Below are 17,483 nucleotides of genomic sequence, written 5' to 3'. Positions count from 1 at the left end.
AATGGACGGCACGGACGACAGCAGCAACCAACCGCCGGCAGGCGCCGAAGCCCGCCCGCGCGGACTTGCGTCTGCATTGCGCAAGCGTGTTGCCCGCCCGTTTTTCCTGCTCGGCGTTCTGGCGCTCGGCCTGTTCCTTGGCGGGTTCATTGTCTTCAGCGACCATGTCAGCACCATGCAGACGCCTGAACTGGTTGAACCGGCTGATGGCATCGTTGTCCTGACGGGCGGCTATTCGCGCATTGAAGGCGCGCTTGACCTGCTCAAGAACAAGCGTGGCAAGCGGCTTTTCATCAGCGGGGTCCATCCTTCGACCAAGCGCGGCGAGCTGCAGCGGGTAACGCGCGGCGATGCCACGCTGTTTGAATGCTGTGTCGACATCGACCGCTCGGCGCTCGACACCATCGGCAATGCCTCCGAAAGCATCAAGTGGGCCAAGGCCAACCATTACACGCGCATCATCGTCGTCACCAACAATTACCACATGCCCCGGACACTGGTGGAGCTGCGGCGCGCCTCGCAGGAGATCGAGTTCATCCCCTACCCCATCGTCAACAGTGATCTGCGCAATGGCGACTGGCTGGCCCGCGGTCAGGTGGTGCGCGTGCTTGTCGTCGAATATGTGAAATATCTCGGCGCTGTCATACGCTCAGCGCTGCCCGACAGCCTGTCGGCGGGGACACAAACCTTCGTTCGATGGATCAGGGGCGGCTGATTGGGAGTTCACGGCGCGGGCAAGTTGGTATAACGAAGGCCTGACCAACCGCCATGACCGGGACCCCGATGACGATCATCCGATCAATTGTCTTCAATATCGCCTTCTATCTCAACCTGATCATCCAGATGATCATCTTCACGCCCTATTACTTCCTCAGCTCCCGCAGGAATGCCTGGAGTGTGCCGAAGAACTGGGCAAGGTCCAACCATTGGTTGCAGAAGGTTCTGGCCGGCACGGATCACGTGATCGAGGGTATCGAGAACATACCCGATGGTCCCTACATCTGCGCGCCCAAACATCAATCCTTCTGGGATGCCTATGCCTTCCTGCCGCAGATCGCCGATCCCGTCTATATTCTCAAACGCGAGCTGATGTGGATTCCCCTGTTCGGCTGGTACATCCTCAAGATGAAGATGGTGCCGATCGACCGGGGCAAACGCTCGGTCGCCATGAAGACGGCGATCCGGGGGGCGCGGGACGCCGTTTCCCAGGGCCGCCAGCTGATGATCTATCCGGAAGGCACCCGCACCGCACCGGGTGCACCGCCCGCCTACAAATACGGCGTGGCGCATATCTATACCGAGCTTGGCGTGCCGGTCCTGCCGATCGCCCATGTCGCCGGTCTGTACTGGCCGCGCCGCAAGTTCCGCCGCTTTCCCGGCACGATCCGCTGCCGCATCCTGCCGCCGATCCAGCCGGGCCTCGACGCCGAGAGTTTCCTGAAAAAATTGCAGGAAGTGACGGAAGCCGCGTGTGATGAACTGCTGATCGAGGCGGCGCGCTCCGAAAACCCGCCGCCCCTGCCGCCGACGGCAGTGCAGCGGCTGAAGGAGCTCGGGGTAACGGTCTGAGATTTCCGGGGTCCGCAACACCCATGGTGCGTGGTTCGACAAGCTCACCATGAGGGAGGGTGAGGGTTGCAGAGAGCTGCATTCTGCAACGCTTGTGATTATAGCAATGCAGCTAAACCACCTCCCTCATGGTGAGCTTGTCGAACCACGCACGGCAGCTGCTGCAACTGGTAAAATTACAACCTGATCCCTAGCCGGAGTTGCGGTCGATGGCGGCGACCAGGGTTTCAAACCAGTGGTCGCGGATATTCATCTTGCGCATGTGCTCCAGCGTATTGTGCACGTAATCCTCGTTGCGGCCGGACTGGCCGACCGAGCCGCGCACCGTGGCGGCGGCCTGTTCAACCGTCAGCGCCCCCGCATACTGCACATGCCTGCGGTCGACCACATAGGTCAGCGCCTCGACCCTGCGGCCATCCCTCAGACGGACGGCCAACCGTTTTTCCAGATAGACATTGGTGACCAGTTCCCGCTCGCGCAGATAGGCGACGACCTCGTCTTCGAGCTCGCCGGGAACCCGGAAGGCCAGGCCGAGGCAGGAACCGCCATGATCGAGACCGAGCACAAGCCCCGGCCGTTCCGGCGTGCCGCGGTGCACGTAGGAATGCACGCACAGCGCCCGCCGGTAGCCGTGCAGGCGCGCATGCATGGTTTCAACATGTGCAAAGCCTGGCTTCCACATCAGAGAACCGTAGCCAAAGACCCAAAAATCGCCCATATCCGTCCTGATAGCTGTACTTCATTGCGAAGCTTCTTCCCTGACCGATAGCGAGACCCGGACCATGACGTCAAGCACTGCCGACAAACCCTACAATGCCGGACGGCGTATCCGCTTCCTGGCCGCAGGTATCGTCCTCGTCGGCCTGCTCTATACGGGCGGGTGGTACTACGTGGCCAACATGCTGGAAACACGGGTTGCCGCCAATATCGCCGGGCTGCAGGCCAAGGGCATCAACGCCGCCTGCGACAATGCGGCGGCCAGCGGCTATCCGTTCCGCCTCGGCCTCAACTGCTCCAAGGTGTCATGGGTCGACCAGGCGAAAAATGTTTCCGTCAGTGCCGGTGCCTTCCGCTCCGCCGCGCAGGTCTATGCACCCTTCCACATCGTCAGCGAGATCGACGGCCCGGCTGCCGTCAGCGCTCCCGGCATGCCACCGCTGGACCTGAACTGGGACAATTTGAAATCCAGCGTGCGGCTGGACAAGCCCATTCCGCAACGCCTGTCGGTGCAGGGCCGCAATATCGTCGTCACCCAGCACAACCCGTCGGGTGCCGGCACGCCGTTTGCCACCCTGAAGGACGGCCAGCTGCATTTCCGCGCCATGGAGCCGGTCATGGATATCGCCCTGTCCTTCAGCAGCCTGAAGGTTGCCGACAACACGGTCTACGACAAGCCGCTGCCCGAACTGACCGGCGCCGCCGATATCCAGATGGCAAACGGCTTTGCCCTGATCGGCAAGACGGAACGTGATCTGAGCATCCTGCGCGGACAGTCCGGCCTGTTGCGCAGCGTGGACCTGGCCCTGCCCGACGGCAGCGGCATCGCCATATCCGGGCCCTTCTCCGTGGCGGACGACGGACGCATCAGCGGCGACTTCAAGATCACCCTGCGCAACCCGGAAAGCGTTGCCAATACGGCAAAGAGCATCTTCCCCGGTCAGGACAAGATCATTTCATCCGTGCTGCAGGCCATGGCCTTCGTGCCGAAGGATGCCAGCGGCGCGCCGACACTTCCCGTCTCGGTCAAGAACGGCAAGATGTCGGTCGGCTTCATCAGCATCGGCCGCCTGCCCTCGCTGTGAGGGCAAGTATAGCCAGTACAGTGCGGTCAGGCGCTCTTGGCACCCGCCTTCTGGCGTCCGAAATCGGGGGCGTCCACTTCCTGACCCGCATCGATGATGCCGCGCCGGACGGCACGGGTGCGGGTGAAGAGATCGAACAGCGCATCGCCATCGCCCCAGCGGATTGACCGCTGCAGCGAGGCGAGATCCTCGGAAAACCGCGCCAGCATTTCAAGGATCGCATCCTTGTTGTGCAGGCACACGTCACGCCACATGGTCGGATCCGACGCGGCAAGACGGGTGAAATCGCGAAAACCGGAGGCGGAGTATTTGATCACTTCCGAATTGGTCACTTCTTCCAGGTCGCTCGCCGTGCCGACGATGTTGTAGGCGATGATGTGCGGCAGGTGCGAGACGATGGCCAGCACCCGGTCATGATGCACCGGGTCCATCGTATCGAGCCGCGAGCCGCAGGCTTCCCAGAATTTTGTCAGCCGGTCGAGGGCAACCGGATCGGTGCCTTCCAGCGGCGTCAGGATGCACCAGCGGTTGGCAAAGAGCTCGGCGAACCCCGCATCGGGCCCGGAATATTCCGTACCGGCGAGCGGATGGCCGGGGATGAAATGCACATGGGCCGGCAGTTCCGGCTGCATCTGCGCGATGACCGATCCCTTGGTCGAGCCGACATCGGTGACGATGGCGCCGGCCTTCAGCGATCCGGCAATGTGCCGGGCAACATCGCCGGACGAGCCGACGGGCACGGAAATGATGACCAGATCGGCGTTTTTGACCGCTTGCGCACTGTCGAGGACATAGCTGTCGCCCAGACCCAGCGCTTCGGCGCGCTGCAGCGTGCTTTCGCTGCGGGTCGAGATGACGATGTGATCTGCCAGGCCCTCGCGTTTGATGACGCGCGCCAGCGACGAACCGATCAGGCCAATGCCGATCAGCGCAATGGTTTCGAAATGGATTTTGGACATTGTTTACTTCAAGAATTCGGAGAGTGCAGCGACTACGCCGCGATTGGCTTCCTCGGATCCAATGGTAAGGCGCAACGCGTTGGGGAATCCGTAGCCCGCAACACGGCGCAAAATATAGCCCCTGCTGGTCAGATAGGCGTCTGCCTTGTCGGCCGATTTCGCCGCATCATCCGGGAAATGCACGAGCAGGAAATTGCCGACCGACGGCGTGACGCGCAGGCCCAGCCCCGACAGCTGTTCGGTCAGCCATGGCAGCCATGTATCGTTGAAGGCGACAGCCTTGTCGACATGCGCACGGTCGCGGACAGCGGCAGCACCGGCCGCAATGGCGGCGGAATTCAGGTTGAACGGCCCGCGGATGCGGTTGACCGCGTCGATGACATGCGCCGGCGCGAACATCCAGCCGATCCGCAGGGCGGCAAGGCCATGGATTTTCGAGAAGGTACGGGTCATCACGACGTTCTCGAACGACGAGACGAGCTCGATACCCGCTTCGTAATCGTTGCGGCGCACATATTCCGCATAGGCCGCATCGAGAACAAGCAGGACGTTCTTCGGCAGACCCGCATGCAGGCGGCGCACTTCCTCGAAGGGAATGTAGGTGCCGGTCGGATTGTTCGGGTTGGCCAGGAACACGATCTTGGTCTGCGGCGTGACAACGGCGAGAATGGCATCGACGTGCGCCTGCTCATTCTTTTCCCTGGCCACGACAGGCGTCGCACCGGCTGCCATGATGTAGATCTTGTACACCATGAAACCGTGCTCGGTGTAAACAGCCTCATCGCCGGGCGAGAGGTAAGTCTGGCACAACAGGCCGAGCAGTTCATCTGAGCCGTTGCCGCACAGCAGGTTGTCGGCATTCAGCCCATGCACGTCGGCAATCGCCTGCTTGAGCTGGGTGGCCTGGCCGTCGGGATAGATTTCGAGGCGCGCGGATGCGGCGTGATAGGCCTCGGTCGCGTGCTTGCTCGCGCCCAGAGGGGTTTCATTCGAAGAGAGCTTGTAGACCTTGGCAACGCCGGGGGCCGATTCCTTGCCGGGGACGTAGGCGGCAATGTCGAGAACACCGGGTTTGGGTGTGGGGCGCGTGTCTTTCAATGTCGTTGTCATGATTCACAAGATCCGTAACATCGTTGAAATCGATGGTCATCGCAGGCAATGGCTCAAGCCACGGGGCATAGCCGCCAACAGGCGCGATGTCGAGCCAAACTTGCGGCGCCAAGTCCGGAAAATCAAAGAAACCATTGACTTTGCCGGTTGCGCGACCATAGCTACCGCCCACAAAGCTAAAATCGCGCGAAAATGACGAAATTCAGCAGCCCGTCCGCCAGTCCCGATCAGAGAAGCCAGGAAGCGACAAATCCCCACAGCCCCGTGGTGGAGTTTGGCGCCGACAAGCCGTTGCATCTCGACAGCGGCGTCGTGCTTTCCCCGTTCCGCATCGCCTATCAGAGCTACGGCACGCTCAATGCCGACAAGTCCAACGCCATCCTGATCTGCCATGCGCTGACCGGCGACCAGCACGTTGCCAACGTCCATCCCGTGACCGGCAAGAACGGCTGGTGGGAAACCCTCGTTGGCCCGGGCAAGCCCATCGATACGGACCGCTTCTTCGTTCTGTGCTCCAATGTGCTCGGCGGCTGCCTCGGTTCGACCGGCCCGGCTTCGATCAATCCCGAAACCGGCAAACCCTACGCGCTCGACCTGTCGATCATCACCATCGCCGACATGGTGCGGGCGCAGGCCATGCTGGTCGATCATTTCGGCATCAAACAGCTTTTTGCCGTGGTCGGCGGCTCCATGGGCGGCATGCAGGTTCTGGAATGGGCATCGAGCCATTCCGACCGGGTTTTTGCCGCCGTCGCCATTGCCACGGGCGCGCGCCACTCCTCGCAGAACATCGCCTTCCATGAAGTGGGCCGTCAGGCCGTCATGGCGGACCCGGAGTGGCGGGAAGGTCGTTATCTGGAAGAAGGTACCATTCCGCGCAAGGGCCTGTCCGTGGCCCGCATGGCGGCGCATATCACCTATCTCTCGGAAACCGCCCTGCACCGCAAATTCGGACGCAACCTGCAGGACCGGCAGAACGTGACCTTCGGCTTCGACGCGGATTTCCAGATCGAAAGCTACCTGCGCCATCAGGGCATGTCGTTCGTCGAGCGCTTCGACCCCAACTCCTATCTCTACATGACCCGCGCCATGGATTATTTCGATCTGGCGGCGGAGCATGAGGGGCGGCTGGCCGATGCCTTCGCCGGATCGAAGACACGGTTCTGCATCGTCTCCTTCACCAGCGACTGGCTGTTTCCAACCAGTGAAAGCCGCACCGTTGCCCATGCGCTGAATGCCGCCGGCGCTTCCGTCTCCTTCGTCGAGATCGAAACGGACCGCGGCCATGACGCCTTCCTGCTCGACGAGCCGGAAATGTTCTCGGCCATCAACGGTTTCATCCGCTCCGCCGCGCGTGCCAGGGGGCTCCTGCAGCCATGAGCGTGAACACCACTTCGCGCGTCGACTTCGACGTCATCGCCTCGCTGGTCAACCCCGGTGCGCGGGTGCTCGACGTCGGCTGCGGCGACGGCGAACTGCTGGAACTCCTGCAGAACACCAAGAATGTCGACGGACGCGGCGTCGAGCTGTCGCAGAAGGGCGTCAACGAATCCGTGGCGCGCGGTCTCTCGGTCATCCAGGGCGATGCGGACAGCGACCTGAAATACTATCCCGATGCGGGTTTTGACTATGTGATCCTGTCGCAGACATTGCAGGCGACGCGCAACCCGAAGAATGTCCTGACCGAACTGCTGCGCATCGGCGAGAAGGCCATCGTCTCCTTCCCGAATTTCGGCCATTGGCGCATGCGCGCCTCGCTGCTCGTCAACGGCCGCATGCCGGTGACGGAAGAGCTGCCCTACAGCTGGTACGATACGCCCAACATCCATTTCTGCACCATCAACGACTTCGTCGACATGACCAGGGAAATCGGCGCGCAGGTGGAAACGGCAGTGGCGCTCAATGCCTTCGGCCAGAGAATCGGCTTCAACATGCCCTGGGGTTTCTGGAACCTCTTCGGCCAGCAGGCGGTGTTCCTGCTGCGGCGCTGAACCCTCTCATTGCAGATGGTTAGACAGTGCGTGGTTCGACAAGCTCACCATGAGGGAGGGAGTGGATTGCAGGGAGTCATATTCTGCGACATATCCGACTGGCTTCGTCATCAACAACGTCCCTCATGGTGAGCTTGTCGAACCACGCACCAATCCGCCGGCGGCTCAATTCTCGTCCGGGCCGTCCCGCCGCATGGCCGTGCCTTGCGGCGAGAGCACCGGCACGAAGACACGCCGCGATGACCGCTGGGCAACCGGCAGGCCCTGATAGATGCGCTTTTGCGCCTCCACGATGAGCACGCCGGAGAAAACCGGCCAGAAACGCCGTCCCACGCGCTCGAACAGGCTGGACGGGCGCATGATCCAGCGCCGCGACGATGGCGGGAAGAACAGCGCTTCGGCCCACGGACCTGGCGTGAAATTGGTTTCCCGCAGAAGGCGGATCAACTGCCCCCGGCTGTAGGGCCGTCCGCTGCCGAAGGGTGTGTGCTCGAAGCGGGCCCACAGGCCGCGCCGGTTGGGAACGACGATGACGAGCCGCCCGTTCGGGGCCAACGCCCGCCACATTTCCTTGAGCGTCTCGCGCGGGTCTTCCGCATGTTCCAGCGCATGCACCATCAAAATACGGTCCACCGCCGAATCCGGCAGCGGCAGGTCTTCCTCGAACACCAGCGCTGTCGACGACGCTTCCGCCGGCGGCCAGCTCGCCGCGCCCTGCCCGGCAGGCATGAAGGCGAATGTCCGCTCCGTATCGCCGCGAAACCGGTCGAGATAGGGCACGACATAGCCAAGACCGACAAGCCGTTCGCCCGGCAGTTTCGGCCAGATCGGCGCGAGGGCCATGGTAATCGCCCGCTCGGTCAGGTGGCCGAGGGTGGAAGCATAGAAGGCGCGGAGGTCGATGATATCGAGATGCATACATTCAACCTAACACGGCAAATCATAACATCAAGAAAATGGCTTGGAGACGGGTTGCGCCCGCCGGACAGCTGGCTATCCTGATCGCAACGCACAAACCGGACAGGCCCCATGTCAAATCTGCAGATAGAACAGTTCACCGCGCTCAGCGACAATTTCGGCGTGCTGATCCACGACCCCGATGCCAATCTCACCGCTTCCATCGATGCCCCGGAGGAAAAGCCCGTGCTCGACGCGCTCAAGCGCCGCGGCTGGACGCTGACCCATATCTTCTCGACCCATCACCACAATGATCATGTCGGCGCCAACCTTGCGCTGAAAAAGCGGTTCAAGCTCGAAATCCTCGGCCCGGACGCGGAAAAGGCCAATATACCCGGCATCGACCGCACGCTGAAACATGGCGACCGCTTCCGCTTCGGCAATTTCGACGTGTTCGTCATTTCCACGCCCGGCCATACCGCCGGCGAGATTTCCTATCATATCCCCGAAGCCAAGGTTGTTTTCACCGGCGACACGCTGTTCTCGCTCGGATGCGGGCGCCTGTTCGAGGGAACCCCGGCAACCATGTTCCGGTCGCTCAACCATCTCATCAAGCTGCCGGTCGACACGCAGATCTATTGCGGGCACGAATATACCGAAAGCAATGCGCGGTTTGCCCTGTCGATCGATCCGGACAATTCGGCGCTAAAGGAACGCGCCAGGGAAATCTTTGCCCTGCGCGAGGCCGGCCTGCCGACATTGCCCACCACTTTGCTGCGCGAAATGGCAACCAACCCGTTCCTGCGCTGGCATGACCCGGCGATCCGCCGCAACCTGAAGCTGGAGAACGCCAGCGACGAGGCCGTTTTCACCGAAATCCGCAAGCGCAAGGACAATTTCTGATGACGTTGACCGCTGAACAGATCCGCGCCGCGCTGGGGCTGCAGCCGCACCCCGAGGGCGGCGCCTATATCCAGATGTTTCGCGACAACCAGAACGGCTGGCCGGTGGGCGGGCGCGGCCATTCCACCGCCATCTATTTCCTGCTCGAGAAGGGCGAGGTTTCCGCCTGGCACCGGGTGAAAGACGCGGCCGAGGTCTGGCACTGGTATGGCGGGGCACCGCTGCAACTGACCATTGCAACCGAAGGCGCGCCGCATGAGGTCCACCGGCTCGGCATGGATATCATGGCAGGCGAGCGGCCGCAGGGCATTGTCCCCGCCGGACACTGGCAGACAGCCAAATCGCTTGGCGACTGGACGCTGGTTGGCTGCACGGTTGCACCGGGCTTCGACTTCGCCCAGTTCGAGCTGGCCGAGCCGGGTTGGGAGCCCTAGGGTCAGGACCTAAACCCGTTTCCGGAAAATCATCTCCTTGGCGGCCAGCACGGCGCCAAGGGTGATCAGCAGGCAGGCGAGCAGGACGCGCACCGTTGGTTCGGCTGCCCCCGCCGCGATCAGGACAAGTGTCGACAGCAGCGGCGCCGCATAGCTCGATGCACCCAGCACCTGGATATTGCCGCGCTTGACACCGAAATCCCAGGCATAGAAGGCTGCGCCCACCGGGAAAAGCCCGAGCCCCAGCACGGCCAGCCACTGCATCAGCGATTCGGGCCAGACGGTCTGCTCCAGCGCCAGATGCGAAATCAGCGACAGAGCCGATGTCGCGACGCAAAAGCCGGTCACCGCATCGGTCGGCACGCTGGCAAAACGCCGCGACAGCAGCGAATAGGCGGACCAGGTCAGGGCGCAAAGCCCGGCCATGGCGTAACCGAAGGCATATTGCGCCTCGAAGCCGACACTGCCGCCCTTGGTGACGATCAGCACCGTGCCGGCCAGTCCCAAAAGGGTTCCCAGCACATGGAACCAGCGCAGGCGCTCGCCCGGCATCAGCGCCGAGCCGACCACGATGAACAGCGGCCAGAGATAGGCGATGAGACTGGCATCAACCGCCGGCGCGTTGCGCAGGGCGGTGAAATACAGGAAGTGATAGCCGAACAGGCCGACAACGCCGAGAAGCCAGACCTTTGCCGGCTGGCGCAGGTGCTGTGCCGCGCCCGGCCGCCAGAGCCAGGACAGCAGACCAAGACAGGCGCCGATGGCGAAGGTCATGGCCGTCAGCTGAAACGGCGGCACCTTGCCGGAGACATCGGTAAACAGCGCGAGCATCGCCCACATGATAACCGCAAGAAACCCGACAGATGTAGCCACGCGCCGCCCCCATTTAAAAAGAGCGGCGCCCCTGCCGCTTCTATTGCATCTTTTCAAAACGGGTCGCGTAAACCGTCACCGTTCCAATCTGCGTGCCGATCTTCGCCTGCACCGGCGAATAGATACCGGAGTTGCCGAGGGATGCAAAGGTGAGACTGATCTTGCTTTTGTTTTTCAGATATTCGATCGCATCGCGCCCCGCCTGGTAGCCGCCGACCGGAATGAACTTGACCGAGCAGGTGACCGTATCGCCCTTGAAACCCTTGGTGGAGAACGGCTGCGGGCTCCCGGATGGCGAGAGCTGGAGATCCACCCGCGTCTGTCCGTCATAGAGATGCAGGGTCTGGGTGCAGACCTGGCCGATGCTGTCCGCAGCAACCATGACGCCGGAGATCGGATCGGTCACGCCCTGCAGCGCCGCGGGCTCAAGCTCCACCCATTTGTCCTTCTTCCTGACCGGCGGGACATTGGTGGTTTCCGTCACATTGCCATTGGCGAAGGCAATCGACGTGCTCTTGTCCTTCTTGCCGTGCCGGTACTTGACCAGATAGGAGTTCGGCAGCGGGCCGGTTTTGCCAAACTGGCCTTTGACATCGATATTGCCCTTGGTGTCGTCGAAGACGGTCACGAGGCCCGAGCTTCTCAGGCCACCCGATACCGTATAGGCGCCGCCCGAGACACTGGTTGAGAAATTTGCCTTGGCAATCGTCAGGCCGAGCAGTGAAACCCGGTAATCGGATTTGTAGACTTCCTCGGCGCGCGCCGGGAGCGCCCCCGCAACGAGCAGTATCCCTGCGGCAATCGCAGCATATCCGCAGCCGGGCCGCCGAATGAGACCAGTCATGTCCCGCTCCTTCAAATTGCATCACGCACGTGTGAATTGCCTGTGGTGAGACCGTACAAAGCAGGCAAAGTTGTGTTAAACATTGCGACAAGTCCGTTAAATACACAAAACCGGAGCAGAAGCACACTTGACGCGCGCGGCTCATATCACTATAGAAACGCGACTTCCCAATAGGCCGCCTGTCCGATATGCGCGCCGCTGCACGGCGACGTGTGATGGTAACAAGAACATTCGGGCTATAGGTAATGAATTTTGAAGGTGAGACCCAATGTCCCGCACATGTGAATTGACCGCTAAATCGGTACAGTACGGCAACAATGTGAGCCACGCGAACAACAGAACGCGCCGCCGCTTCCTGCCGAACCTTTGCCACGTTACGCTGATCTCCGAAGCTCTCGGTCAGAGCTTCCGTCTGCGTGTTTCGGCCCATGCCCTGCGCACCGTTGAACATCGCGGTGGTCTGGATGCATTCTTGAACAAGGCTGACGAGAAGGAGCTGTCACAGCGTGCCCGCCTCCTGAAGCGCCAGATTGCCAAGAAGTCGGCTGAAGCGCCTGTTGCTGCCTGATCGGCCAACACGGCTCTGACATCCTAATCGCTTGAGGCCAGCGCATGCTGGCCTTATTGTTGCTGGTTCCATTACCCAGGATAAAAAAATGCCGCTTTCGCGCGCCTATTCCCTGTCGGATTTCATTTTCCCCGTCCTCGCCATGTGCCTGGTCGTGGCTGCCTCCAATATTCTGGTGCAGTACCCGTTCAATCATCTTGGATTGAGCGAAATCCTGACCTACGGCGCCTTTACCTATCCCGTTGCCTTCCTCGTCAATGACCTGTCGAATCGCCGTTTCGGACCGCAATTCGCCCGCAAGGTCGTCTATGCCGGTTTCGTCATCGCGGTGATTCTGTCGGTCTGGCTGGCAACGCCGCGCATCGCCATCGCCTCGGGCTCGGCGTTTCTCTGCGCCCAGCTGCTGGATGTCACCGTTTTCAGCAAGCTGCGCCAGCTGACCTGGTGGAAAGCGCCGTTCGCGTCCGCCGTGTTCGGTTCGCTGCTCGATACGCTGCTGTTTTTCTCCATCGCCTTTGCCGCCCAGTTCGCCTGGATCGACCTGGCGACGGGACGCGCCGACTCATCGCTCGCCATGCTGGTGCCTTTCCTCGGCAAGGATATCCCGCTGTGGATGTCGCTCGGCTTCGGCGACATGTTGGTAAAGATTGTCATGGCCGTGGTGATGCTGGTGCCCTACGGCGCCATTCTTGCCGTCTTCGCGCCTGCGATCTATTCGGCCAACCGGGACTCCAGATAAAGATTTCTCTGCGGGATCGAACGGCCGCCGCGACGACCGCAGGCGGCAGAATCGGAAGAAGAATGAACCGTATGCGCCGACCAAGCAGCGTCATACGGTTCATCTCAATGTTTGCGGGCGGCAGATTTGCCCGCGGCGCGGCGCTGTTCCTGCTCTTCAAACAGCGATGCCAACTGCTCGGTCATCGCGCCCGCCAGCTCTTCCGCATCGACGATGGTCACCGCGCGCCGGTAATAGCGTGTCACGTCATGGCCGATGCCGATGGCGATCAGTTCCACCGGCGAGCGCGTCTCGATCTCCTCGATCACGGCGCGCAGGTGCCGTTCGAGATAATTGCCGGGGTTGACCGACAGGGTGGAATCGTCGACCGGCGCACCGTCGGAAATCATCATCAGGATCTTGCGCTGCTCCGGCCGGCCCAGCAGACGCTGATGTGCCCAGATCAGGGCTTCGCCATCGATGTTTTCCTTCAGCAGCCCTTCGCGCATCATCAGCCCGAGATTGCGCCTGGAACGGCGCCACGGGGCATCGGCGCGCTTGTAGACGATATGGCGCAGATCGTTGAGACGGCCGGGATTGGCAGGCTTGCCGCGCTCCAGCCAGGCCTCGCGCGCCTGCCCGCCCTTCCATGCCTTGGTGGTGAAGCCGAGAATCTCGACTTTCACACCGCAGCGCTCGAGCGTGCGCGCCAGAATGTCGGCGCAGGTCGCCGCGACCGTAATAGGACGGCCGCGCATGGAACCGGAATTGTCGATCAGCAGGGTGACGATCGTATCGCGGAAATCCGTATCGCGTTCCTGCTTGTAGGACAGGGGCTGCGTCGGATCGATGACCACGCGCACGAGACGCGCCGAATCGAGATAGCCCTCCTCCAGATCGAAATCCCAGGAACGGTTCTGCTGCGCCATCAGGCGCCGCTGCAGGCGGTTGGCGAGACGACCCACGACACCGGAAAGATTGGCGAGCTGCTTGTCGAGGAAAGCCCGGAGGCGCTCCAGCTCCGCATCGTCGCACAGTTCTTCCGCATCGGTGGTTTCGTCGAATTCCTGGGTGAAGACCTTGTAGCCGCTTTCGCTGCCGAGATTGGAAAACGGCTGGTTCGGACGGCGTGCCTCGCCGGGCATTTCCGCATCCGTATCCGCATCGTCGTCAATCTCGTCGGAGGAAGCATCAGCGGCCTCGGTCTCGCCCGACTGGCTGTCGTCGCTGGAGCTTTCCGAATCATCGTCCTCGGATGCGTCACTGCCCTGGTCTTCGTCGGAACCGCCCTCGTTGTTCTCTTCGGGCTCCGGTGTGTCTTCGTTGTTTTCCTGGTCCTCGTCCTGCTCGCTTTCCTGCGACAGCTCTTCGGCCATCTCCATGGAGGCCAGCATTTCGCGGACGACGCGGGCGAAGGCGTTCTGGTCGTTGATCTTGTCGCCGAGATGCTCGAGGTCGGCCGCCGCCTTTTCCTCGATCCAGTCACGCCAGAGGTCGACGACATTGCCGGCGGACTCGGGCGCCTTGCGGCCCGTCAGCTTCTCGCGCACCACAAGCGCAATCGCTTCTTCCAGCGGCGCTTCGGCCTTGTCGGTGATGGCCGGAAAATTGGCGCGGGAATATTTGTCCGACAGCATCGAACTGAGATTCTCGGCCATGCCGTCCATGCGCAGGGCACCGATTGCCTCGACGCGCGCCTGTTCGACCGCATCGAAAATGGCACGCGCCTGCTTGCCTTCCGGCGCCAGCGTCGCATGAATGCGGTCGTTGTGGCATGCCTTGCGCAACGCCATGGAATCGCCGATGCCGCGGGTAACCGCGATATCGTTCGCCGTCGGACGCTTGGGCAGGTCGGGCAGACGCGCCCGATGCCCCGTCAGGGCCGGGCGATCATTGCCAAACCCGACTTCCATTTCATGATCACCGGCAATGGCCCGCATGCAGGCCGTAACCGCGCGCTTGAAGGGCTCGGAATCAACCGGGCCTTTCGGATTTGTGCGTGAATTGTCTCCCGGGCCCGCCATGCTCTGATGACGCTCAGCCTATGACCACATTGGCCGTCGACTCCGGCAGTTCCTTGCCGAACGCACGCTGATAGAACTCGGCAACGATCGGACGTTCCAGTTCATCGCACTTGTTGAGGAAGGTCAGGCGGAAGGCGAAGCCGACATCCTTGAAGATATCGGCATTTTCAGCCCAGGTGATGACCGTACGCGGGCTCATCACCGTGGAGAGATCGCCATTGATGAAGGCGGCACGGGTCATGTCGGCAACGCGGACCATCTTCGAGACGATCTCCTTGCCTTCCTTGTTCTGGTAGTGCTTGGCCTTGGCCAGAACGATGGCGGCTTCGTTGTCATGCGGCAGGTAGTTGAGCGTCGTCACGATGGACCAGCGGTCCATCTGCGCCTGGTTGATCTGCTGTGTGCCGTGGTAGAGGCCAGTTGTATCGCCGAGACCGACGGTGTTGGCTGTCGCGAACAGGCGGAAGGCCGGATGCGGACGGATCACGCGGCTCTGGTCGAGCAGGGTCAGGCGGCCGGACGATTCCAGCACGCGCTGGATCACGAACATCACGTCCGGACGGCCGGCATCATACTCGTCGAACACCAGCGCCACATTGTGCTGATAGGCCCATGGCAGGATACCGTCGCGGAATTCGGTGATCTGCATGCCGTCCTTGACGACGATGGCATCTTTGCCGACGAGATCGATACGGCTGACATGGCTGTCGAGATTGACGCGCACGCACGGCCAGTTGAGGCGGGCGGCGACCTGTTCGATGTGGGTCGACTTGCCTGTTCCGTGGTAGCCGGACACCATGACGCGCCGGTTGAAGGCAAACCCGGCCAGAATGGCCAGCGTGGTCTGCTTGTCGAACAGATAATCCGGATCGGTCTCCGGCACGTAAGCATCGCCTGCCTTGTAGGCAGGGACCATCATGTCGGTATCAAATCCGAAAAGCTTTGCGGCAGAAACCGTAGTATCCGGCAAATTCGCAATATCGCGATCAACCTTATTCATCATGCCTCCAGCGCGACTGCACGCGCAGACGCAATAAGATAGTCACACCCATGAAGCCTCGACGGGAGGCTTCGAATTCAGCCAAACATGGTCCTTAGCAAAAACCAGCCTGTTTGAGCAATTGATAAGCCTGGATAACGTCGCGGAAACGATCCTCGGAAGCCCGATCACCGCCGTTTGCATCGGGATGATGGCGCTTCACCAGTTCTTTATAGCGCGACTTGATGTCTTCGCCAGTGGCTTTTACATCAAGACCGAGAGTATCCAGCGCTTTTGCCTCCAAAGGCTTGGCCTTGCGCAGGCGCGCACTCGGCCGTGCATCACCGAACACGCTGTTCGGATCACGGAAACGGTTCTGATAGGCGGCCCGGCCCGAGCGCAGCTTGGAAAAGTCCGGCGACGTCTTGGCACCGCCGGACGCTGCAGCCGCCGCGCTGGCGCCAGCGCCGCTGCCCGGCAGGCCCGCGACGGTCCAGGTCGGCCGGTCGCCGGTCAGGGCTTCCTTTTGATAACGCGCGACTTCCGCGTCGGAGAGACCGGAAAAATAGTTGTAGCCTTTGTTGTATTCACGGACATGATCGATGCAGAAATGAAAGAACTCGCCTTCCTTCATGCGCCCAACCGGTGCACGGTGCGGACCCGGCTTGTCGCAGCCATCCCACTGGCACACGGGAATGCGCGATTTCTCCTCTTCCACCTTTTTCGGGCGGATGCGGATGCTGTCAAAATATTTCGAATTTGAGGTCATTGCGTACGATTATCAACGGATTGGTTTACAAGACAAGAATTGACAATTGCCCATGGATCAACCTAACGCCTGAAATGGCGGTAAATTTGTGATCATGTACGGGTTTGCCAAATGAAACTACCATATGGGCGCAGGAGAACGAAATGTCCACTCAGTCAGCGATCGAAAACAAACTGACGCAGGCTTTTCATCCTGTTTCATTGACCGTTATCAACGAGAGCCACCTTCATGCCGGCCACCATCATGAAGACAGCGGGCATCATGCCACATTCGACGGTTCGGGTGAAACGCATTTTCGCGTGCGCATTGTCGCAGAAGCTTTTGCGGGCCTGTCACGCGTCGCGCGGCACAGGGCGATCAACGAGGTGCTGAAGGACGAATTGGCCGGCAACCTCCACGCGCTCGCACTGGAACCGGCGGCTCCCGGCGAAGCGACACGCCGCTAGAGGCTTTCCTGCCTAAACATCCCCGCTTTGCATCAGTTGCCGTTGCAGGCGGGCGATCATCTGCGCCTGCAACTCGCTCTCCCCGCCATAGGCGGCGGCAGTCTGCCGCAGCATGCCGATCAGCTGAAAACGCTCGTCCACGCTCAGGCGCACCCGCAGCATCGGCACCATATCGTCAGCCATCGAGGGGAACGAACCCCGGCGCCTGGTATAGCGCCAGGCTTTGCGAAACATCGCATCCGGATCGCCGATCCCCAGCGGACCGGCCAACAGCGCGATGATCTGCCGTCTTTCAGCATGGGTCAGCGGCGCACCGGTGCGCACGAGCTGGATCATCAGCACGGTTGCCGCCAGCCGCGGATCACGAATCCGGCTATGGCGTGAGCCAACGAGACGGTCGAATGCCCGCTTGCTCCTGTTTCTCAGACGAGGCGTATTTCTGTCCAGATCCCGAATGGAACGAGCGGCCCATTGCAGCCGGAACATCCAGTAAAAAATCGCGGCAATTCCACTTAAAATGGCAATAACAATATGCATGCAGCCCCTAGCTTATGCGCAGGAAAGCGTCTGAAAAAACAATATCTTAAAATAATCGAA

20 protein-coding genes are annotated in these 17,483 nt (G+C 61.2%); 10 read left to right on the top strand and 10 right to left on the bottom strand.

What is annotated here, in order from left to right:
• Position 1 precedes the first annotated feature (1 nt).
• Together ACZ25R_RS23845 and ACZ25R_RS23840 are read left to right on the top strand one after the other, a co-directional pair.
• Complete coding sequence (locus tag ACZ25R_RS23845) at positions 2 to 715, top strand: YdcF family protein (protein WP_426136453.1); 714 nt, start codon at positions 2 to 4, stop codon at positions 713 to 715.
• A 68-nt stretch (positions 716 to 783) separates the two neighbouring features.
• Positions 784 to 1,569, top strand: coding sequence for a lysophospholipid acyltransferase family protein (locus tag ACZ25R_RS23840; RefSeq protein ID WP_346305833.1), 786 nt, complete (start codon positions 784 to 786; stop codon positions 1,567 to 1,569).
• Between the two features lie 190 nt (positions 1,570 to 1,759).
• Here the strand turns inward: ACZ25R_RS23840 and ACZ25R_RS23835 are convergent, their stop codons facing one another.
• Positions 1,760 to 2,287 carry a gamma-glutamylcyclotransferase gene (locus ACZ25R_RS23835; protein ID WP_472462414.1) on the bottom strand — a complete coding sequence of 176 codons (528 nt, stop codon included), beginning with the start codon at positions 2,285 to 2,287 and terminating at the stop codon, positions 1,760 to 1,762.
• A gap of 64 nt (positions 2,288 to 2,351) precedes the next feature.
• Here ACZ25R_RS23835 and ACZ25R_RS23830 point away from each other — a divergent pair, with 64 nt between their 5' ends.
• Entirely contained in the window at positions 2,352 to 3,371 is a 1,020-nt protein-coding gene (locus tag ACZ25R_RS23830) for a DUF2125 domain-containing protein (RefSeq protein WP_472462413.1), read from the top strand.
• A gap of 26 nt (positions 3,372 to 3,397) precedes the next feature.
• On the opposite strand, the gene ACZ25R_RS23825 is transcribed toward ACZ25R_RS23830, so the two are convergent.
• Positions 3,398 to 4,330 carry a prephenate/arogenate dehydrogenase family protein gene (locus ACZ25R_RS23825; protein WP_472462412.1) on the bottom strand — a complete coding sequence of 311 codons (933 nt, stop codon included), beginning with the start codon at positions 4,328 to 4,330 and terminating at the stop codon, positions 3,398 to 3,400.
• A gap of 3 nt (positions 4,331 to 4,333) precedes the next feature.
• Positions 4,334 to 5,440 carry a histidinol-phosphate transaminase gene (gene hisC, locus ACZ25R_RS23820; protein WP_472462411.1) on the bottom strand — a complete coding sequence of 369 codons (1,107 nt, stop codon included), beginning with the start codon at positions 5,438 to 5,440 and terminating at the stop codon, positions 4,334 to 4,336.
• A gap of 192 nt (positions 5,441 to 5,632) precedes the next feature.
• Between hisC and metX the strand changes: the two genes are divergently transcribed.
• Together metX and metW are read left to right on the top strand one after the other, a co-directional pair.
• A complete protein-coding gene (gene metX / locus ACZ25R_RS23815; protein ID WP_464661535.1) occupies positions 5,633 to 6,820 on the top strand; it encodes a homoserine O-acetyltransferase MetX in 1,188 nt (395 codons plus the stop codon).
• Entirely contained in the window at positions 6,817 to 7,431 is a 615-nt protein-coding gene (gene metW, locus ACZ25R_RS23810; RefSeq protein ID WP_223613559.1) for a methionine biosynthesis protein MetW, read from the top strand. The genes metX and metW overlap by 4 nt, the downstream gene beginning before the upstream one ends.
• 165 nt (positions 7,432 to 7,596) lie before the next feature.
• On the opposite strand, the gene ACZ25R_RS23805 is transcribed toward metW, so the two are convergent.
• Positions 7,597 to 8,349: a class I SAM-dependent methyltransferase gene (locus ACZ25R_RS23805; protein WP_346305791.1), complete on the bottom strand. Its 753-nt coding sequence runs from the start codon at positions 8,347 to 8,349 to the stop codon at positions 7,597 to 7,599.
• 111 nt (positions 8,350 to 8,460) lie between these two features.
• On the opposite strand from ACZ25R_RS23805, the gene gloB reads away from it, so the two are divergent.
• The gene (gene gloB, locus ACZ25R_RS23800) at positions 8,461 to 9,231 is read left to right on the top strand and encodes a hydroxyacylglutathione hydrolase (protein ID WP_472462410.1); all 771 of its coding nucleotides are present in this window, start codon (positions 8,461 to 8,463) and stop codon (positions 9,229 to 9,231) included.
• Positions 9,231 to 9,665: a cupin domain-containing protein gene (locus ACZ25R_RS23795; protein WP_403180802.1), complete on the top strand. Its 435-nt coding sequence runs from the start codon at positions 9,231 to 9,233 to the stop codon at positions 9,663 to 9,665. The genes gloB and ACZ25R_RS23795 overlap by 1 nt, the downstream gene beginning before the upstream one ends.
• 9 nt (positions 9,666 to 9,674) lie before the next feature.
• Here the strand turns inward: ACZ25R_RS23795 and yddG are convergent, their stop codons facing one another.
• On the bottom strand, positions 9,675 to 10,505 hold the full coding sequence (gene yddG, locus ACZ25R_RS23790; RefSeq protein ID WP_472462546.1) for an aromatic amino acid exporter YddG: 831 nt from the start codon (positions 10,503 to 10,505) through the stop codon (positions 9,675 to 9,677).
• Positions 10,506 to 10,578: 73 nt separating this feature from the next.
• A complete protein-coding gene (locus ACZ25R_RS23785) occupies positions 10,579 to 11,382 on the bottom strand; it encodes a DUF3108 domain-containing protein (protein ID WP_472462409.1) in 804 nt (267 codons plus the stop codon).
• Positions 11,383 to 11,650: 268 nt separating this feature from the next.
• On the opposite strand from ACZ25R_RS23785, the gene rpmB reads away from it, so the two are divergent.
• Together rpmB and ACZ25R_RS23775 are read left to right on the top strand one after the other, a co-directional pair.
• Entirely contained in the window at positions 11,651 to 11,950 is a 300-nt protein-coding gene (gene rpmB / locus ACZ25R_RS23780; protein ID WP_091879976.1) for a 50S ribosomal protein L28, read from the top strand.
• Between the two features lie 88 nt (positions 11,951 to 12,038).
• Positions 12,039 to 12,689: a queuosine precursor transporter gene (locus ACZ25R_RS23775; RefSeq protein WP_472462408.1), complete on the top strand. Its 651-nt coding sequence runs from the start codon at positions 12,039 to 12,041 to the stop codon at positions 12,687 to 12,689.
• 104 nt (positions 12,690 to 12,793) lie between these two features.
• Here ACZ25R_RS23775 and cobT read toward each other — a convergent pair whose 3' ends face one another.
• The 3 genes from cobT to ACZ25R_RS23760 form a co-directional block, all read right to left on the bottom strand.
• Complete coding sequence (gene cobT / locus ACZ25R_RS23770) at positions 12,794 to 14,692, bottom strand: cobaltochelatase subunit CobT (protein WP_464661541.1); 1,899 nt, start codon at positions 14,690 to 14,692, stop codon at positions 12,794 to 12,796.
• A gap of 13 nt (positions 14,693 to 14,705) precedes the next feature.
• Positions 14,706 to 15,692, bottom strand: coding sequence for a cobaltochelatase subunit CobS (gene cobS, locus ACZ25R_RS23765; protein WP_223613566.1), 987 nt, complete (start codon positions 15,690 to 15,692; stop codon positions 14,706 to 14,708).
• Positions 15,693 to 15,786: 94 nt separating this feature from the next.
• Positions 15,787 to 16,440 (bottom strand): J domain-containing protein, encoded by a 654-nt coding sequence (locus ACZ25R_RS23760; RefSeq protein ID WP_105734507.1) that lies wholly within the window; start codon positions 16,438 to 16,440, stop codon positions 15,787 to 15,789.
• Positions 16,441 to 16,583: 143 nt separating this feature from the next.
• Here ACZ25R_RS23760 and ACZ25R_RS23755 point away from each other — a divergent pair, with 143 nt between their 5' ends.
• The gene (locus ACZ25R_RS23755; protein WP_472462407.1) at positions 16,584 to 16,886 is read left to right on the top strand and encodes a BolA family protein; all 303 of its coding nucleotides are present in this window, start codon (positions 16,584 to 16,586) and stop codon (positions 16,884 to 16,886) included.
• Between the two features lie 12 nt (positions 16,887 to 16,898).
• On the opposite strand, the gene ACZ25R_RS23750 is transcribed toward ACZ25R_RS23755, so the two are convergent.
• The gene (locus ACZ25R_RS23750; protein WP_472462406.1) at positions 16,899 to 17,423 is read right to left on the bottom strand and encodes a TerB family tellurite resistance protein; all 525 of its coding nucleotides are present in this window, start codon (positions 17,421 to 17,423) and stop codon (positions 16,899 to 16,901) included.
• Positions 17,424 to 17,483 lie beyond the last annotated feature (60 nt).

The organism is Phyllobacterium sp. RCAM01083, from assembly GCF_055685835.1.
The sequence above is the reverse complement of the archived record's forward strand: the minus strand, read 5'-3'. Positions and strand labels throughout refer to the sequence as shown.

Coding starts and splice junctions, on each gene's coding strand:
- ACZ25R_RS23830 (WP_472462413.1), top strand. CDS start 2,352: ATGACGTCAAGCACTGCCGACAAACCCTACAATGCCGGACGGCGTATC.
- ACZ25R_RS23825 (WP_472462412.1), bottom strand. CDS start 4,330: ATGTCCAAAATCCATTTCGAAACCATTGCGCTGATCGGCATTGGCCTG.
- ACZ25R_RS23775 (WP_472462408.1), top strand. CDS start 12,039: ATGCCGCTTTCGCGCGCCTATTCCCTGTCGGATTTCATTTTCCCCGTC.
- metX (WP_464661535.1), top strand. CDS start 5,633: ATGACGAAATTCAGCAGCCCGTCCGCCAGTCCCGATCAGAGAAGCCAG.
- ACZ25R_RS23755 (WP_472462407.1), top strand. CDS start 16,584: ATGTCCACTCAGTCAGCGATCGAAAACAAACTGACGCAGGCTTTTCAT.
- cobS (WP_223613566.1), bottom strand. CDS start 15,692: ATGAATAAGGTTGATCGCGATATTGCGAATTTGCCGGATACTACGGTT.
- ACZ25R_RS23750 (WP_472462406.1), bottom strand. CDS start 17,423: ATGCATATTGTTATTGCCATTTTAAGTGGAATTGCCGCGATTTTTTAC.
- ACZ25R_RS23795 (WP_403180802.1), top strand. CDS start 9,231: ATGACGTTGACCGCTGAACAGATCCGCGCCGCGCTGGGGCTGCAGCCG.
- ACZ25R_RS23835 (WP_472462414.1), bottom strand. CDS start 2,287: ATGGGCGATTTTTGGGTCTTTGGCTACGGTTCTCTGATGTGGAAGCCA.
- metW (WP_223613559.1), top strand. CDS start 6,817: ATGAGCGTGAACACCACTTCGCGCGTCGACTTCGACGTCATCGCCTCG.
- ACZ25R_RS23845 (WP_426136453.1), top strand. CDS start 2: ATGGACGGCACGGACGACAGCAGCAACCAACCGCCGGCAGGCGCCGAA.
- yddG (WP_472462546.1), bottom strand. CDS start 10,505: ATGTGGGCGATGCTCGCGCTGTTTACCGATGTCTCCGGCAAGGTGCCG.
- ACZ25R_RS23785 (WP_472462409.1), bottom strand. CDS start 11,382: ATGACTGGTCTCATTCGGCGGCCCGGCTGCGGATATGCTGCGATTGCC.
- hisC (WP_472462411.1), bottom strand. CDS start 5,440: ATGACAACGACATTGAAAGACACGCGCCCCACACCCAAACCCGGTGTT.
- rpmB (WP_091879976.1), top strand. CDS start 11,651: ATGTCCCGCACATGTGAATTGACCGCTAAATCGGTACAGTACGGCAAC.
- ACZ25R_RS23840 (WP_346305833.1), top strand. CDS start 784: ATGACGATCATCCGATCAATTGTCTTCAATATCGCCTTCTATCTCAAC.
- cobT (WP_464661541.1), bottom strand. CDS start 14,692: ATGGCGGGCCCGGGAGACAATTCACGCACAAATCCGAAAGGCCCGGTT.
- ACZ25R_RS23805 (WP_346305791.1), bottom strand. CDS start 8,349: ATGCATCTCGATATCATCGACCTCCGCGCCTTCTATGCTTCCACCCTC.
- gloB (WP_472462410.1), top strand. CDS start 8,461: ATGTCAAATCTGCAGATAGAACAGTTCACCGCGCTCAGCGACAATTTC.
- ACZ25R_RS23760 (WP_105734507.1), bottom strand. CDS start 16,440: ATGACCTCAAATTCGAAATATTTTGACAGCATCCGCATCCGCCCGAAA.